General features: G+C 59.9%; 18 protein-coding genes. All 18 read right to left on the minus strand.

Annotated features, from left to right (window positions below; translation table 11 throughout):
* Positions 1-25: 25 nt before the first annotated feature.
* A complete protein-coding gene (locus PAQ31011_RS03865; protein ID WP_150574537.1) occupies positions 26-625 on the minus strand; it encodes a tail assembly protein in 600 nt (199 codons plus the stop codon).
* 473 nt (positions 626-1,098) lie between these two features.
* Entirely contained in the window at positions 1,099-1,812 is a 714-nt protein-coding gene (locus PAQ31011_RS03870; protein ID WP_150574538.1) for a C40 family peptidase, read from the minus strand.
* Complete coding sequence (locus PAQ31011_RS03875) at positions 1,812-2,516, minus strand: phage minor tail protein L (RefSeq protein WP_150574539.1); 705 nt, start codon at positions 2,514-2,516, stop codon at positions 1,812-1,814. Before PAQ31011_RS03875 ends, PAQ31011_RS03870 begins: the two co-directional genes overlap by 1 nt.
* 190 nt (positions 2,517-2,706) lie before the next feature.
* Positions 2,707-3,735 (minus strand): hypothetical protein, encoded by a 1,029-nt coding sequence (locus PAQ31011_RS03880; RefSeq protein WP_150574540.1) that lies wholly within the window; start codon positions 3,733-3,735, stop codon positions 2,707-2,709.
* Positions 3,736-4,071: a phage tail protein gene (locus PAQ31011_RS03885; RefSeq protein ID WP_150574541.1), complete on the minus strand. Its 336-nt coding sequence runs from the start codon at positions 4,069-4,071 to the stop codon at positions 3,736-3,738.
* Positions 4,068-6,947 (minus strand): phage tail length tape measure family protein, encoded by a 2,880-nt coding sequence (locus PAQ31011_RS03890; RefSeq protein ID WP_150574542.1) that lies wholly within the window; start codon positions 6,945-6,947, stop codon positions 4,068-4,070. The genes PAQ31011_RS03885 and PAQ31011_RS03890 overlap by 4 nt, the downstream gene beginning before the upstream one ends.
* A 36-nt stretch (positions 6,948-6,983) precedes the next feature.
* A complete protein-coding gene (locus PAQ31011_RS03895; RefSeq protein ID WP_150574543.1) occupies positions 6,984-7,289 on the minus strand; it encodes a phage tail assembly protein T in 306 nt (101 codons plus the stop codon).
* Positions 7,286-7,684, minus strand: coding sequence for a hypothetical protein (locus PAQ31011_RS03900; RefSeq protein WP_150574544.1), 399 nt, complete (start codon positions 7,682-7,684; stop codon positions 7,286-7,288). The genes PAQ31011_RS03895 and PAQ31011_RS03900 overlap by 4 nt, the downstream gene beginning before the upstream one ends.
* Positions 7,681-8,103, minus strand: coding sequence for a phage tail tube protein (locus PAQ31011_RS03905; protein WP_150574545.1), 423 nt, complete (start codon positions 8,101-8,103; stop codon positions 7,681-7,683). Before PAQ31011_RS03905 ends, PAQ31011_RS03900 begins: the two co-directional genes overlap by 4 nt.
* A gap of 18 nt (positions 8,104-8,121) precedes the next feature.
* Positions 8,122-8,469: a DUF3168 domain-containing protein gene (locus PAQ31011_RS03910; RefSeq protein ID WP_150574546.1), complete on the minus strand. Its 348-nt coding sequence runs from the start codon at positions 8,467-8,469 to the stop codon at positions 8,122-8,124.
* On the minus strand, positions 8,466-8,966 hold the full coding sequence (locus tag PAQ31011_RS03915) for an HK97-gp10 family putative phage morphogenesis protein (RefSeq protein ID WP_150574547.1): 501 nt from the start codon (positions 8,964-8,966) through the stop codon (positions 8,466-8,468). The genes PAQ31011_RS03910 and PAQ31011_RS03915 overlap by 4 nt, the downstream gene beginning before the upstream one ends.
* The gene (locus PAQ31011_RS03920; RefSeq protein ID WP_150574548.1) at positions 8,956-9,315 is read right to left on the minus strand and encodes a phage head closure protein; all 360 of its coding nucleotides are present in this window, start codon (positions 9,313-9,315) and stop codon (positions 8,956-8,958) included. The genes PAQ31011_RS03915 and PAQ31011_RS03920 overlap by 11 nt, the downstream gene beginning before the upstream one ends.
* Positions 9,315-9,656 (minus strand): head-tail connector protein, encoded by a 342-nt coding sequence (locus tag PAQ31011_RS03925; RefSeq protein WP_150574549.1) that lies wholly within the window; start codon positions 9,654-9,656, stop codon positions 9,315-9,317. Before PAQ31011_RS03925 ends, PAQ31011_RS03920 begins: the two co-directional genes overlap by 1 nt.
* 3 nt (positions 9,657-9,659) lie before the next feature.
* On the minus strand, positions 9,660-9,917 hold the full coding sequence (locus PAQ31011_RS03930) for a HeH/LEM domain-containing protein (RefSeq protein WP_150574550.1): 258 nt from the start codon (positions 9,915-9,917) through the stop codon (positions 9,660-9,662).
* Between the two features lie 66 nt (positions 9,918-9,983).
* Positions 9,984-11,261: a phage major capsid protein gene (locus PAQ31011_RS03935; RefSeq protein ID WP_150574551.1), complete on the minus strand. Its 1,278-nt coding sequence runs from the start codon at positions 11,259-11,261 to the stop codon at positions 9,984-9,986.
* 2 nt (positions 11,262-11,263) lie between these two features.
* Positions 11,264-12,103 (minus strand): head maturation protease, ClpP-related, encoded by an 840-nt coding sequence (locus tag PAQ31011_RS03940; protein ID WP_150574552.1) that lies wholly within the window; start codon positions 12,101-12,103, stop codon positions 11,264-11,266.
* Complete coding sequence (locus PAQ31011_RS03945) at positions 12,081-13,391, minus strand: phage portal protein (protein ID WP_150574553.1); 1,311 nt, start codon at positions 13,389-13,391, stop codon at positions 12,081-12,083. Before PAQ31011_RS03945 ends, PAQ31011_RS03940 begins: the two co-directional genes overlap by 23 nt.
* Positions 13,392-13,398: 7 nt before the next feature.
* Positions 13,399-15,114: a terminase large subunit gene (locus PAQ31011_RS03950; RefSeq protein ID WP_150574554.1), complete on the minus strand. Its 1,716-nt coding sequence runs from the start codon at positions 15,112-15,114 to the stop codon at positions 13,399-13,401.
* Positions 15,115-15,116 lie beyond the last annotated feature (2 nt).

Here is a 15,116-nt window from a genome sequence, read left to right on the forward strand (position 1 = left end):
TGTGAATTGGATTTATGAGAATTTGTCAGGCTTGGTCTTCGGCGTAGATACCTGCGGAAATTACTGCGCTACCGACGGTCATTTCGCCGTACAGCACGCCGACGGGATTGCCTTGCGCCTGCGTGTTGACGGGGCCGTTGAAGTTATAGCTGGCCCCATTGTCGGGACTGTCTTTCACGGAAAGACCGGATTGTTGGGGCGAAAGCAGTTGCACGACACCACCAAGCGCCAACGATGCCCCCATAAGTCCAATGGACCCAGCGCTGAATACCCCGGACGCTGCGAGAAACGCCGGATTCCACACTGAAAGTGCGATCAGCGCCGCCCCAAGAATGGTCTGAAACAGACCGCCGCGCTTCGAGCCTGCGACCATTGGCGCAATTCGTATGTCGTCTTGTCCTGGCGGAAGCCCAAAATCTTCGGCGCGGATATTCCGTTTTCCTACGAAAGTTGCATATGCCAGACCACGTCGGACGCTTTCGGCCAGTTCTTTTTTGAATCCAGGAAGCACGATACACAATGCCCGTACCGCCTCGGCGGGGCTCGAAACTGCCAGAGAGTGGACTCGCCCAAACTTGGCACCAAGCCCACCGTAAAGTCGAATTGTTCGAAGCCTTTCACTCATTTTTCACACCCCAAAAAAAACCTGCCAAAGGCAGGTTCATTTGTTATGCAGTCGACTCGCTATGTCCTGACGCAAGCCTTGATCGTCGAATCAAGCTTTTCGGCGGGCATGTGCGGGAACCATATACCCGCACTACGCACGGTTGCAGCAGTTCCAGGGCCATCCTTCTTCAGAGTGATGAGATAGGCGTAACCGAACTCACCTAGTGCGGACGTGCGGCCAATCGCAATTTCGGCAAGCCCCCCATCGGGATACGTTGTGACATTGGCCTCACTGCCAAGTCGCCCTCTCAAACATGCGAGCGACTCATTCACGGACGCCGACCCCGAATACTTTTGCGCGGACTGTTCCCGTATTTCTTGCCCACTCATTCCAGTTACACAGCCGGAAAGCAAAGACACGGCTGAGCAAATAAGAATCGCACCGCAAATAGCTCGCATTGGATGATCCCCAAACAAATTGACCACGCAATACTAACCGATCAGTTCCTTATGCCTCAAAACACACCGGGTGATCTCACGCCAATACCCGCCATACACTTCGCGCGTCGACAGACGCCCGTGCATGTGGTGCAACATCAGGCCGTTGCCGATGTACACGCCCGCATGATTCGGAACTTCCGCGCGCCGCTGCATCAGCATCACATCACCGACCTTTTCAGGCGCATCTTGGTTGACGACCACGAAACCAGCTTTCGGGTAGCCTTCCATGTAGAGGTTCTCGCCGTGCGCCCACCAATCGTCGCGGCGTTCGAAATCCGGCAACTCGATCCCGAGCTCGCGCGCGTAGAAGTCGCGCACCAACGACCAGCAGTCGAGGACGCCGTGCGCAAACGTTCTGCCGACCAACGGTGCTTTGTACCCCGTCGGCTCGATCGAGCGCACGTCATTGTCAGGCCATGACAGGATGTGCCACGGCAACCCCGTAGCCTCACAGCTCACCATATCAGCTTCACTGGGCGCGGCAGTAGCATCCGGGTGCGAATGGACCACGGCGACGACGTCACCGAATTCTTCGGCGGCCGCATAGTCTTCCGGAGACATAACGAAGTGCTCAGTGCCTTGGGCGAGGTTGCGGCAGCGCACGTACCGCTCACGCCCCCTCTTGACCACGATGAGCCCACAGCACTCGCGCGGATATTCTTCCTTGGCGTGCTCTCGGATTGCACCCAGCGTCTTTTCGTTCATCAGACCGTTCGCACCAGATCCGCAGCGGGGAACCCCCCGTACGGCAGTTCGTTGTTCTGACCAAAGCGGCATTTGCACGACGACAGCCGGCCGCCGCACTTGTCGAGTGATGGATCAGCCACAGGATTGTCGTCCTTGTCGAAGTAGGCCACCCCCGTATATCCGCAATATGGCCCCCGGTAGCCGCCAATGGTCAGCCAGGTGCAGACGTTCGCAATGATCTGTCGCCGGGGCAACTGCTCGCCATTGAAGTCGAGCGCGCTCGCCAGCTCGAACGTGACCGACACATTCGTCTCTTCCGTTTTCTGATTAATGAACCAGAGTTCGGGCGGAAGCTGCTCTTCCGGATCTGCGGTCGGATTCCCCTCCGGAAAGTTTGCGGCGTCAAGGTACTGTCCGAGAGTTCGCATCCGCGTCAGCTTCGCCCCGACCATGTCGTCGAGATAGAGGCACAGCGCAGTAATCGAGCCATCGATGTTTCCTACAGACAAAGTGGGCGTTGGCTGCTGACTGTCGCCGCTGCGGGCGAACCCCTCGACCTCGATAGGCCACGGAGAGTATTCATGTCCTTGCCACCAAATCGGCCCTACTTGCGTGTGACCGTGAAAGCGCAAAAGGTCACCGTGCTGCTCAGTCGCATCCAGTTCAAATAGTTCGATCAATGCCCCGGGTTCGAGACGCTGAATGTCGGCCGTAATTCCCATCAGACGAACTCCGGCTCATCTGGTTGTGTTTGGGGCGCAACAAACTCTCCATCTACGAACGTGTATCCGACCCCGACTGAAACAACGTCTGGCACACGAACGGCGCCGAGAAGTTCATCGCAGACAGCGGCACCGTCCCAAATGACCACGTTTGTAACTACGCCAGATTCCACAGTTGCGTAACGAGACTTCATTCGAACTCCATGACCAAGATCAATCCGTCGCCGCCCTTTCCACCGGCCTGAGCCGCTGACGGCGAACTCGAACTGCCTGCAGCCACCCCGCCGCCCCCACCGCCGTTTGCACCCGCCGACGCAGAGATACCACCGCTTCCCAACGGGGTGCTGCCACCAGGTCCCAGCGAATACCCGCTGCCAAGAATCAACCATGCGCTTGAACTCGGCTCGCCGTTACGATTGAGAACGTTTGCGCCAGACGCCGTGCCACCCTGCGCGGCAGCCGCGAAGACTTGTGCGCCTGGCGCTGAGACGCGACCGCCCTTTCCGCCAGTTACGGTAATGCCTGCGAAGGACGAATTTCCACCATCGGGGCCATTGCCACCCACCACTCCGGCGGGACCGGCACCAACAACATAGGCAACACCGTCGAATCCCGACGTCATGAGATGTTCGCTGTATCCACCGGAGCCTCCGGACGATCCAATCGACCCCTCTCCTACACCAAGGCCTGCCGTTCCGCCACCAGCCCCCCCGGCCGCCTGGAGGCGGACGAGCACCATCTTCGTGCCGGGCGTCGATGTGAACGTTCCGCTGGACGTAAGGACGCGAACGCGCTTCAGTCGACCTGTTGCGTTTCCGATTTGTTGCGCGAGGGGATCAATGATGTTCTCGCCGTCAGAAATCAATTCGGACGTGGATCCCTGCTGCACGACGACACCGCCGCCTGACGAAGTGCTGAAAGTCAATACAAATGCGCCCGTCGTTCGGTTTCTTACCGTGTACCCCTGAGCGGGGGCTGCCGGCACCGTAACTATTCTGTTGCCCGTCAGTGCTCCGAATAGATCGATGAATCCGTTAAGTGCTTCTGCGGCGCTCAGCGCCATCGTGCCCGCAGCGCCACTGACGTCCTTGGCAAGCTTCCCTTGCGCGCGAGCATAGATCTCATCGAAATTCGAATTGACCTTCGTGAACCCAGAACGCGCGGTGTCGCCGTCTTTGCCGGCCGGCGCCGTTCCTAGATTGATGGTTTGCTTCGTCATTTATGGCGTGAACGTTTGGTCGAATGTGGCCGCAATCGTGAAGGCATCTCCGTCTTTCACCGGCTCCGAATACTTCTCACAGACGAAGAGAGCCCGCGACCGGAGGGACGGCGTCCAGTAGAACGACTTTGAACCAGCGTGAGCATCAAGGAAGGCCAGGATGGCGGTGATCTTCACCGCATCGCCGACAAACGTCAGTTGATAGCTGGATCGCCGGTTGTTCAGGCCATCAGCGGCACGCTGCTCGTACCCATCGCCGAACTTGGCCTTGCGGACGGTGAAGGTCGTATCGCCACTGGCAGTCGTACGCGGGGACCAGTTGAAGGTGTCGGTCATCCGATCTGCCCATATTTCATTTGGTAGCCGTAGCCACCCTGGCCTCGCATCTTCTTGTCCATGCGGTCATCAACCCAGGACTGAACCGCTCGCTTGAGATCCTTGGCGTCTGTCGCGTCAAATCCGCCTTCAGCGCTACCGACTTGTACTGATATCCCCACGGTCGTGTTGTTCTCGATGCGCGTGCCAGAGCCGACATCAATGGACGCTTTTACGCCAAGCGAGCCGTCAGGCGCACGCTTCAAGGGCATAATCGCTTCCTCGCCAGCCTCGCCGAAAAGCGCCATAGGCGCTATGGTCGGCTGGCCGACAACCTGATTCGTAAATGCCCCGCCCTTGGCGAAAGCCTGAACCGCTGCACCGCTCGCGAAAACATTGCCCTTCGCACTCGGCATCGTGAACATGCCGGTTCCCCCGCTCAGACCGCTGGCGAACGAGCCGCTATAGGAACCTGCCAAACCGGAGTTAACCGTGCTCGATGAGTATCCGCTGGCGAACATGCTGCCTAGAAATCCGGTTACAGCACCGAAGATCGGCGAGGCAGCGGCCCGAATCGACATCTTGATCAGCTCTTGCGCGAACGCTGCACCGATTTCGCCGATGCTCATCTTCGTACCGGTCGCCCACTTTGCTGCGGCGTCAGTCAAGCCCTCATATACGTTCGAGAAGCTCGTGCTAACCTGATCCGCGACGTTCAACGCCTTGTCGTTGAAGTTCTCCCATGCGCGCTGAGCACCATTGAGCCAGCTCCCTTGCGCTGCCCGAATACGAGCAGTCGCGTCATACTCCATCGCGACACGCTTATCGTAAAAGTCCTGCAAAGCGCGAAGCTCAGACTCATATTGCGTCTGGTCGACGCGGTTCTCGATACGCGAACGGGTGAGATCGGATAGCTTTTGGTCATACTCTTTCGCAGCAGCCGTCAGGCGCGAGAATTGATCCCGCGCACTATCCCCCATCCCGATTGAGTCAACGCTCTGTGAGATCGCATCGCGACGGGTCTGCAAAGACTTGTCTAGCGACACCACATACGCCTGAAGGTCGCGCGCTTGCTTCTGCTGGAGAGCTGCGGAGTCGTCGGCGAACTTGCGATCGTTCTCGGCGAGCTTCTGACGGATCTGAGCTTCTTCCCCTGCGTACTTTTGATACGCGGCGAGTTGCTTCTTCCCCTTTGCCAGTTCTTCCTGTTGCTGAACGATGCCGAGTTGCTTGTTCAGCGACTGTTGCCGAGCGTCATGCTCCTGTTGCAGTTGATCTTGCAGCGACATCAGCCCCTGCTCTCGAAGGCTCTTGATGTGCGCCAAACTCGACTTCAGCGCATCCTCTTCGCCTTTGTACTGCTGCTGCAACGTTTCGAGACGTGCATTCAGCGCGTTCTGCGCGTCCGACTCGGCCTTCTTGTCCGTGTACTGCTCGATGATCCCCTTCCGGGTCGCAGCAAGCGCTTTAGGGTCAAGTTCTGGGCTGTTCGGATTCGCCGTCCGAAGGTCCGAAATATGACGGTCAAACTGGTCGAGAGCGTGCTGGCGCGCGTAGCTCTTGTCGTATTGCAGTCGCTGCTTGTGCAGGGCGTCGGTCGCGGCAATGCCTGCCTGTGCCTCGCGCGCACGGCGTGCATTGCCTTCGGCAAGGCGCTGCTCTTCGATGTTGAGCGATTGGAGCGAAGCGATTTGCTTGTCGATGCTGGCGATGCGCTCTCGCGCCATATCGCCACCGCCGCCCGTACGCTTTGCCATCGCCTCAAGATCGCGCCGCTCGTTGAGAAGCGTATCGATCTTGTCGGTGTTTGTGGGGCCAGTGCTGAAACCTTGTTTCAACTGCGCCCAGGTCTTCGAAATCTCGAGACGGAAGTCCCGCCACGCTTTTGCTGCGGTGCCGAGCTTGTCGGCGGCATCCGTCACGAGTTGCCGATGGAGCGCCTCGGAGACGACGCGAACCGCCTCGGACACCTTCCCGGCCTCTTCAAGGGATCGGACGTACTCATACGTCGCCGTATCCATGAAGTGCATACTGCGATTGTGCTCGGAAGCCCACTTCGCAACACCATCGGGCATCTTGGCGTAATCGGCGACGATGTCCTCCAGCTTCGCGCCGGTCAGGTCGGACAACTTGACGACGTCCTCCCCCAGTGTCTGCAAGCTCTGTCCGGTGAACTTGCCGGTGTAGATCAACTCTTGAAGAGCATCATGCGCCGCGCCGATCCCGGACTTGGTGCCCTGCGCGATACCCAGCGCCATCGCGTTGAAGGCATCGCGAGTGACGCCAGCAGCGTTTCCAGTCAGTTGCAGCGACTTTGCGAACGCCTCCGCCTCGCTCTTTCCCTGGTATGCCGCAAGCGCAAACGCCCCGATGAATGCACCGACCAACCCGACCGTCACACCGGTGGCGGACATGATGGCCCCCAACGCGTCGGTGCGCTCGCCGAGGACGAGCAACGAACCGCCGAAGTTCTTCCAGGCGCCGGTCGACGCCTCGTGCGCCAGCACCATCATTTCTTTACGCGCGGCGGCCGACGCGAAATTCATCTCATGCGCGCCGTTCTCAGCCTTCTTCATGGCCGCGATCATCGGAGCAGCCGAATCCGCGACGCCGAGTTGAGCCGCGCGCAGCTCCATCCATGCCGCTTTGCCTTGCGAGACGGTCACGGACTGGCGCTCCAGCGACGCCATGAAGCTGCGAATCGACGACTCGCTTGCCCTTGCCCCCGAGGTTGCTGCGTCCGACATCCCCTTGAATGCCGCGCTCGTCTTCGCACCAGAGGCTGTGGCCGTGGCTTCAAGCTGCTTCACGGACTGAGCGCCTTCGGCCATGCCAGCCTTCAGGCCCGTGGTATTCGCCTCGACGGCGATTACGGCCTTTCCGATCAGGTCACTCATTGCGAAGTCGTAAAAAAGGCCCGCGCGCTGCGGGCGTTAATGGGATTTGGGCGAGATACCGAAAATCGCGGCGCGGATGAGGTCCGATTGGGCTTTGGGATCGGCAAGCTGAACCGGCTCGTCTGGTGACGCGTCCGGTGACTCAGTCCACGGCAAGAAGTCGAGCAGGCCGTAAGGCTCGGGACGCTGCTTCCGATCCCGGTTGATGTTCGCAAGCATCGAAACGACAGCACCGGTCCGCAGATCCTCAACAGGGCTGCCGAAATTTTCGATGTTGGCGTACGCCAGCCACTCGGCAAACTCAGCGGAATCGATCTCCCGCTGAGCCTGCCGAACACTCATCCCGAGGTGGAGGGCGAGGCGGAACCAGAATCGCCGCTCGGGGCGGCTCCGGAGTTTTTTTCCGCGCTCTCCTGAGCTGCTCGACCGATGCCGTTCAACAGCGCGGCCTCGTTGGCAAGCATGTCAAGAACGTCTTTGTTTTTGTCGCGCAGTGCTTCGACGTCTTCCACGGTGAAAACCAGCTTGCCGTCGAGACCAACGATCGTCGCCGCGAGAAGGTTCGCCTCGAACTCCCCGAGACTGCCCGTGCCGCGCTCACGCGAAGCGTGAAACGCGTCACGCTCAGCGCCAGACATAACCGCAAGTCGAACGGCACCGCCCCACTGGGGCACCGGAATGTCGATGGTCTTCCGGTCGTTGGCCGTGAGAATTTGTTCTTTCGAAAGTACGTTCACGGACCCTCCGTCCAAGTCACGTCACCGCTGATACGCGTATTCACGGTGCCAGTCAGCACGGCATCGACGCCACCTTGAAGCGGCGTGCTCTTCACCAGACCGTTCCACGTCGCGACGTGGCCGTCGGGCAGCGTGAGCTTGAACAGGTGCATGGCACTGCTCGCTCGCGCAGCTTCGAGCGCAATTTGGCCCGGATCCGTGCGATTGACGTTCAGGTCGAAGTTGAAGTTGCCGTTGTCGCGCAGGCCGAGCAAGTACTCCTTCGATGTGCTGTCCAGATCGGTCGTGTCGATTTCCGACGACTGGCCGTCAAAGCCGGTGAACGACTTGAAGCCTTTGATGCGCGTGTACGTCGGCGTGGCACCCAGAGGCGCGATTTCGAGCTTGCTGCCCTGAGCCGAGATTGCCGGGGATGGCATAGCTGTTCTCCTGATGTATCAAGGGGTGAACCAAAAAGAAATATCGAGGCGCTCGCCGTACCAGTTGGTATCCGGCTCATGGAGCCCCACGGGTGCGCCAATGGGAACCCCTTTTAATTCGTCGCCGCACAGGCTCACAATCACCTGTCGCATGACAGTCGCGGCTTCCTTGGCGGTGTTCGCCCACACGACGAACTGCACGCGTGCGTTCATGCGCTCGGCCAGACCGTCGAGCGAGCTGGCGTCCTGGCCGCCGACCTTCTGAAAAATCGCATACGGCCGTTGCGCGTTCGCCGGTGCCGTAGCGTTGAAAATGCGCCCTGACGCAATTTCAGCCAACGCGCCTGTGATCAGCGGTTCGATCATTTGCCGCGCGCCTCGTGAATCTCCATCAACTTCTCCTTGAGACGATTGCGCATGGCGTCGATGGCATCAGTCTTGCGCGCATCCCACGCGGGCCGCAGAAACGGACTTGCCGCCACCCAGTGCTTACCGATGGAACTGACGCGGTGAGACTTCCAACGGACGCCTTTCGGCTTCGGCGGCACATACCAGTGCCCGAACTCGACCATCAGTCCGTAAAACGCAACGTCGTTTCGACCATCGCCCTTCTTCCCGCGCCGGATGCTGACGTAGTACATCTTGCTCGTCTCTGTGGAGCGTTCTTCGATGAACTTCAGGTAAAGCGCTCGCGCGAGGTTTCCGGTTTCGCCCTGCGGGGCTCGCATGGCGGCTTCGTCACGCAAAATCGTCCCGCCAGCGACAGCGGCAGACCGTAGCGCGGATTCGGCCAGATCGTCGGCGAGCTTCAAGAGCGCTGCGGCAGACTCGCCGAAGCCGCTCGTCTTCCAATCAACCGCCATCGCCTTGACCAGAGACGCAAACGAGGTCCGTGTACTCCCGACCGGCGTAGTCGGGCAACGGCTTCTCGATGTTGAAAATCTCGTCGTCCACCGGCTGACCGGCGACGTACTTAATCAGGACCGCACGCATTCCGTTGTCGATATCGGTGCGGTAGCGCACGCGAATGCTCACGGCCGCCACACCGACCGGCATATCGGATTTGATGGCTTCTGAGCCAGACGACACACGGACGTTGCACCAAAGCACCGGCCCGATCGGCACCCAGCCGTCGGACGGTTGGCCGAAATCATCCTTTCCACTGCCGCGCCGATCAATTCGCACTTGGCGATTCATAGATCCGGAGCGCATCAGACGCCTGGCACGACTCGGTGAGGCCGCAACAGCGACTTCGCGTTGAACGGCAGTTCTGCGACGGTTCCGATGCTCGAATCCTCACGGTTCATGTACAACTCAGCGGTCGTCTTCAGGATGGCCGCCTTAATCGCAGCGTTCACCACCATCGGGTTCTCACCGGCCGTACCGGCCGTAACAGCGGCCTGCAACGCGGCGGAGGTCTCGAAGACTTGACGATTCAGATAGTCGATAGCGGATTGCGTAGCGCCGTCGAGTGCCATTTGCACGACATCGTCATCAGCACCGAGGTCCTGTTTGACGAACTTCGTCGCAAGTTCGATAGAAACCAACGGCACGTCTTACTCTCCGGCCCCGTTCAGCAATTCGAGCAATTCCGCCTTGCTTGCGCTTGCCTTGTACTCGACACCCTTGGCATCCAGCGCTGCCTTGATTTGTGCGGCAGTCATTTCCTCGGGCGCCAGCGATTCGTCGCCGAGCGCTCCAAGCGCCCGCGCGCCAGCCTCCAGTTCCGGCGGGCATTCGTCGCCAGATTCGTATTGCTTCGGGTAGATCTCACCGTCCGGAACACCCAGAAAGGCCTTGATGAGCTGTGCCATGTCGTTCTCACAGAATGAAGAAAGGGCTCCCGAAGGAGCCCCGAATCGATCGCCTATCGCCGTCGTTTATGCCGAAGCGGCGATCTTCATTGCCCGCATCGGCTGCGGGTTGACCAGCCCACCGCCGACACGTTTCGTCGTGTAGAACGAGACATACGGCTTGTTGGTGTACGGGTCGCGAAGGACGCGGACACCCGTGCGGTCGATGATGAGGTAACTCTGTGCGAAATCTCCGAACAGGATCGGCGTGGCGTTCGCTGCGATGTCGGGCATGTCGGGGACCTCGACCACCGCGAACCCGGCCAGAGTGGACGGCTGACCTGCCACATACGACGGCTGCCACAGATAGTTGCCTTGCCCGTCTTTGAGCTTACGGATCTTCCCCATCGACTTTCGATTCATCGTGAACCGCGCGTTGCCCGTGAAAGCCCCCGGCAGGTCGTAGACCAGGTCGATGATGCCGTCGGAAGTAATCTCGGCGGCAGCGCCGCTGTTCACGGTGGAGATGGCCCCGAACGGGTGCTTTGCTGCGTTGGCCCCGCCTGCGACATACGTCAGGATGCCGAACGGCTTGTTACCCCCGTTCCCTGCGACGAACGCGGCACCTTCCTGCTTCGCGAACTCCGTCTTCACCTCCTCGGCCAGCCACGTCTCCAAATCGACTTCCGAGTCGTCCAGCATCTGCTGAGTCGCGGCCGGATTGGCGTAAATCTCGCCGGGTGCGAACGTCAGCGGCGCAAACTGCGCGGTCCCCGTATTGGGACGCGCGTCGGCCTCACCGACCCAGCCGCTGGCGGTGCCGCCGAGATTAAACAGCTTCGTGAAGCCGGCCGTCGAGATAGTCTGCACGGCGCAGAGCGCACGCATGGGCGACACCAGTACAAGCTTATCGGTGATCGAGCGATCCCACTCGACCGGCGCGAGATAGCCGCCCTCCGCGTCGGCCCCCTTGTTCAGGGACGCCTGCGTGTCGCCTCGCTTGAAGTGCGCCGCGAAGGCCTCCGAATACTCGGGGTCGCGGAGCTTCTTGCCGTCGACTCCCATCTGGCCGGCGGCGAGCTTGATATTCATCTCGTCGATGGCGGCCTGGAGGTTTTCGAGATCGGCCGAAACGCGGTCGACCTTCGCCAGCGTGTCGGACGTCGCATGCCCCTTTTTCAGCTCTGCGATTTCCTTGTCGTTCGACGCTTTGAACTCGGCAAACGCCTTGCCCAGGTTCTCGATGAGCGCCTTCACTTCGGGCATGTTGGCGTCGGCGCGGACCGAAATGATTCCGCGCGGCGCGAAGCCGGCGTTGGGCGCGAGCGTTGCCGTCAGAGCGGCAATGAGAAGTTTCATGTTCATGTTCAACCCTTGATAGTTTTCAGGAGAGTCTGGAGAGATGCAGCAACGTCTTCGCCAGCGCCCGGCATGGCGTTATTGGCGGCAGCGCTCGGCGTGCCGTCGAATAGGGCTTTGAGAGCATCACGGCGGGCTCCACGCGAGTACCCAGCACGCGCCATAGACGCCTCGATCAACGCAAGCGCCTTGCGGCCACCGGAGGTTGTGTCCTTCGCGACCTGTGCGCTGTCGAGCAGGCCGGTGGCAAAGCCATCCGCGACCGCCTGTTCGGCACCGATCCACGTTTCCTTGTCCATGAGCGCGGCCGCCGCTTCCTGCGTGATGCCGGCGCGCTGCGAATAGACCTTTGCCATGGCAGCATCGAACGGGGCGAGTACTTCGGCTGCTTGAGCGATGTCATGACGATTGCCGATGGCGACCGTCCACGCGTTGTGGATCATCAGAAAGGCACCATCGCCCATGAGAATCTCGTCGCCCGCCATCGCAATGACGGAAGCCGCCGAAGCCGCGATTCCCATGACGTTGACCGTCACTTTCGCCTTGTGCTCGCGCAGAAGGTTGTAGATCGCAACGCCCTCGAAGAAGTCACCACCGGGCGAATTCACATTGACCGTAAGGTCACGCGCGCCGATGTTTCGCAGCGCCGCACTGATACGCTTCGCAGTGACGCCGGTACCCTCCCAGTTGTCCCCTATCGAGTCATAGATCGAGATCGACGCGGCGTCGTCACCAGCGGCAGCGTGCACCCCCGGCTCCCACTTCTCGAGAGCGTCGGGGCGGACCTCATATTGCGCGGTGTTGAGCCGGTGATCGGCCCGGATTTCAGGCAGTTTGAGGAGGCTCATTGCCGCGTCCTTTCGGTTGCTGTGTCATTGGGTTGCGCAACTGGTCGGCCACTGGGTCATCGACTCGCGGCAAATCCACCGTCTCACGCACTTCGTTCTGCTTCATCCACGGCGAATGCCCACCAGCACCCAGCGCCTTAGCAAAGAAATTTGCCTGGTCGTTGAGGGTGCCGCGCATAAGCGCCGCCTCGTTGAACTTGAATACCTGCTTGCCCAGCATTTTTTCCGGCAGGAACAGGCGCTCCGCCGCTTGCTCCCACGACACGAACCAGGGAGACAAGCCGTATTGAATGAAGAAGATGGCAAGCTGCTCGATGCCGCTGCCCCAACTCGTGTCATCCATCATCAGAAGGGGGCGCGGCACGCCATACATCCGCGCCACCTCTTCAATCTGATGATTTCGATTCTCGATTTGTTGTGCCGACACCGCCGTCGCGGTGAACTGCTTCGCCTTTCCGCCCTCTTCGAGCAGCATCCAGCTACCGGCTTTGTCAGATCCCGAGTGGTTCTCTGCGATCGACTCTTTCAGGCGCTTGTACGCACCGTCCGAAAGTTCTTTCTCGTATTCGATAGCGCCGCCCGCCATTACCCCAGTGCGAAACGTGCGGGACGCAGCACGCTCAGCCTGCTCTGCAAGTTCGAGCGCCTCCCTCGCCAACCGTGGCCGGGAAAGCCCGTTTACGCCATCCAGTGACAAGTCTCGGAGATGAAAAACTTCCCGCGCGGGCAGCGTGATCAGATCTCCCGCAGGCGTCGTGTAGTCGTAGACCATTTGCCACGTCTCCGTCAGACGCGGTTTCGTAGAACCGCGATCCATCGGGATCAAGCGGATGGGACGACTTCCGGACCAGATCACACGGGCATAGGACTGGCCGTCAAGCAACGCGCGCAACTGCAAAAGGCTCTTGAACTCGATCGGCGTTTGCCAATCGTTCGGTCGATACTTCAGCAGGCGGTGAGCCGGGTTGTCCGTCTGCGTCCGCTTCGTGTCATCGTTCGCGATCAAATTGAGCGGCAGCATGCCAATCGACTGCGAGATCAACGTCACGCATCGAAGCACCGCCATGTTTCGCAGCGCCTTTGCCTCACGCCCCGCGACTCCACCGTTCAACTCGCCATTACGGATGTATTCGAGAAGGTTCGGATCGTCGAGGCCGTCGAAGACCTGCCCAGGCGGGGACTCCGCTCTCGGTGCTACCGACGACGACGGACGTTCAAGCGTCGGTTCCGCGAGGCGAGCGGGGGCCTCCGGAGGCTTCTCACCCCGGACGAAATCAAACCAACCCATTCACACCTCAGAGGAATCGGATGCCGCGCGACTCGTACACCGACGGCCCTTGAGCCGGCGGGTTGAGCGCCATCAGCGATACCGCATCGAAAATTGCCATCAGCGGGTCAATCTTTCCCGTCCCGCTGGCTTGTTTGGTGATATTCACTGCGTTGCCGACGGGTACGATGCGGGCGTTGCCAACAGCCCACGCCATCAAACGCTGACCGCCGTGCATCAACGTGCCATCTACACGTATGCCGTTTTCATCGACCTTTCGCCCGCCCGCAGCCGCTAGTCGCCGTTCAGTGGTCTTGATCGCACCCGATAGCTTCCAGCCCTGCGAAATGCCGATGACTTTGTCCTCGGGCACCTTGGCTTCTGCCAAGGCGTCGAGCACGCCGCCGATGCCGGCCGGATCCGCGCCCACCTTGTCGAGCAGACCTGCCCGTTCAATCTCTGCGACGATGTTCGCGACATCGGCAACGTCGTCTCCGATTTGCTCGACGACGGTAAGATCGCCTTCCTTCTCGAAGTCGCGCAAGGCAGGTGCAATCTCCTGCCGTCGCTCGAACACTGACGGATGCGCCCACGCATGCGTCCAGACGATCCAATTCCGAGAACCTTTCTGCCGACCTAGCACGGCGAGGCCCAACAGATCGTCTAAGCCGCCGCCATCAATGCCGACGTCGACGACCTCACACATCTCAAGCAAATCCTGCAACGTCAGCCCCGGCACAAGCGCCGATGCTTCCCAGAAGTCCACTCCCGCCCATCGATCGGTGCGCAAATTCATACCGATCTCGACGTTCAAGTGCTTCGCGATGAACACATTGAACGACCCATCGGTCAGCCTGCGATTCTTGACGAGCTGGTCGCTCAGCCACTCGGCGCTCACCGACCGCCCAAGGTTCGGATTGGCGATGTAGTAGTTGGCCGGATCGAGATAGGCTTTCGACTTCACCATTGCCGGAGGGAACTCGTACAAGACGCCCAACGACTTCGGGTCGACGATCACGCCGTCCCTAACATCTCGGAAGTAGCGCAGCTTCTCAAGAAACACGCCAGCCGGCGGCTCATCGCTTTGCGTAGTCAGGTAGATAACCCACCCTTCGTCTCGCGAAATCTGTCCGCCTGTCGCTTCCATGAACATCGCTTCCGCGTCCTTCCGCGAGCCGAACAGCCAATGTTCATCGATCAGGATCCGGCCTGACTTCTTGCCGGACACCGTATCGGTGTCAGCTGCCACGACTTTCAGCGACGCCCGACTCACGCGATGCGTGATAGTCCGAATGTGGTCCTGAATGTGGAAAAGCGCTGCAAGCTCTTCGTCCGCGCGGATCATGCCGGCTGCTGGTTTGAAACTGTTGTCGGCGACTTCCTTTGTCGGGGCAAGGATCAGATGCTCCTCTTCCTCACGCCAGCAAAGAATGACGGCGGTGAGCATGATCCCCGCCGCAATAGTCGACTTCGTATTCTTCTTGCTGATAAGGAGATAGAACTCCCGAATCAGTTGCTTCCCGCTCTCTTCGTCATACGCACCGAAGATCGCTGCGACAAAGTCAAAGACCCACTGTTCGCTGCATTCGCCGAACGTCGGCTTACCAGGCAGGTCGGTGACGCGTAGCTCTTTGAAAATCGCCAAGGCCTGTTCGGCCTGATCGGGGAAGATCGGCGGGGGAATGATCGAATCGCCACGCACCAAACGATCGCCCCAATCGGGGCACGCGGTCGTCCACGCCATCG

The sequence above is a fragment of the Pandoraea aquatica genome (assembly GCF_902459565.1).
GTDB classification, from domain to species: Bacteria; Pseudomonadota; Gammaproteobacteria; order Burkholderiales; family Burkholderiaceae; genus Pandoraea; species Pandoraea aquatica.

Coding starts and splice junctions, on each gene's coding strand:
- PAQ31011_RS03940 (WP_150574552.1), bottom strand. CDS start 12,103: ATGAGCCTCCTCAAACTGCCTGAAATCCGGGCCGATCACCGGCTCAAC.
- PAQ31011_RS03915 (WP_150574547.1), bottom strand. CDS start 8,966: ATGGCGGTTGATTGGAAGACGAGCGGCTTCGGCGAGTCTGCCGCAGCG.
- PAQ31011_RS03885 (WP_150574541.1), bottom strand. CDS start 4,071: ATGACCGACACCTTCAACTGGTCCCCGCGTACGACTGCCAGTGGCGAT.
- PAQ31011_RS03945 (WP_150574553.1), bottom strand. CDS start 13,391: ATGGGTTGGTTTGATTTCGTCCGGGGTGAGAAGCCTCCGGAGGCCCCC.
- PAQ31011_RS03875 (WP_150574539.1), bottom strand. CDS start 2,516: ATGGGAATTACGGCCGACATTCAGCGTCTCGAACCCGGGGCATTGATC.
- PAQ31011_RS03890 (WP_150574542.1), bottom strand. CDS start 6,947: ATGAGTGACCTGATCGGAAAGGCCGTAATCGCCGTCGAGGCGAATACC.
- PAQ31011_RS03870 (WP_150574538.1), bottom strand. CDS start 1,812: ATGAACGAAAAGACGCTGGGTGCAATCCGAGAGCACGCCAAGGAAGAA.
- PAQ31011_RS03895 (WP_150574543.1), bottom strand. CDS start 7,289: ATGAGTGTTCGGCAGGCTCAGCGGGAGATCGATTCCGCTGAGTTTGCC.
- PAQ31011_RS03935 (WP_150574551.1), bottom strand. CDS start 11,261: ATGAACATGAAACTTCTCATTGCCGCTCTGACGGCAACGCTCGCGCCC.
- PAQ31011_RS03910 (WP_150574546.1), bottom strand. CDS start 8,469: ATGATCGAACCGCTGATCACAGGCGCGTTGGCTGAAATTGCGTCAGGG.
- PAQ31011_RS03930 (WP_150574550.1), bottom strand. CDS start 9,917: ATGGCACAGCTCATCAAGGCCTTTCTGGGTGTTCCGGACGGTGAGATC.
- PAQ31011_RS03920 (WP_150574548.1), bottom strand. CDS start 9,315: ATGCGCTCCGGATCTATGAATCGCCAAGTGCGAATTGATCGGCGCGGC.
- PAQ31011_RS03880 (WP_150574540.1), bottom strand. CDS start 3,735: ATGACGAAGCAAACCATCAATCTAGGAACGGCGCCGGCCGGCAAAGAC.
- PAQ31011_RS03905 (WP_150574545.1), bottom strand. CDS start 8,103: ATGCCATCCCCGGCAATCTCGGCTCAGGGCAGCAAGCTCGAAATCGCG.
- PAQ31011_RS03950 (WP_150574554.1), bottom strand. CDS start 15,114: ATGGCGTGGACGACCGCGTGCCCCGATTGGGGCGATCGTTTGGTGCGT.
- PAQ31011_RS03865 (WP_150574537.1), bottom strand. CDS start 625: ATGAGTGAAAGGCTTCGAACAATTCGACTTTACGGTGGGCTTGGTGCC.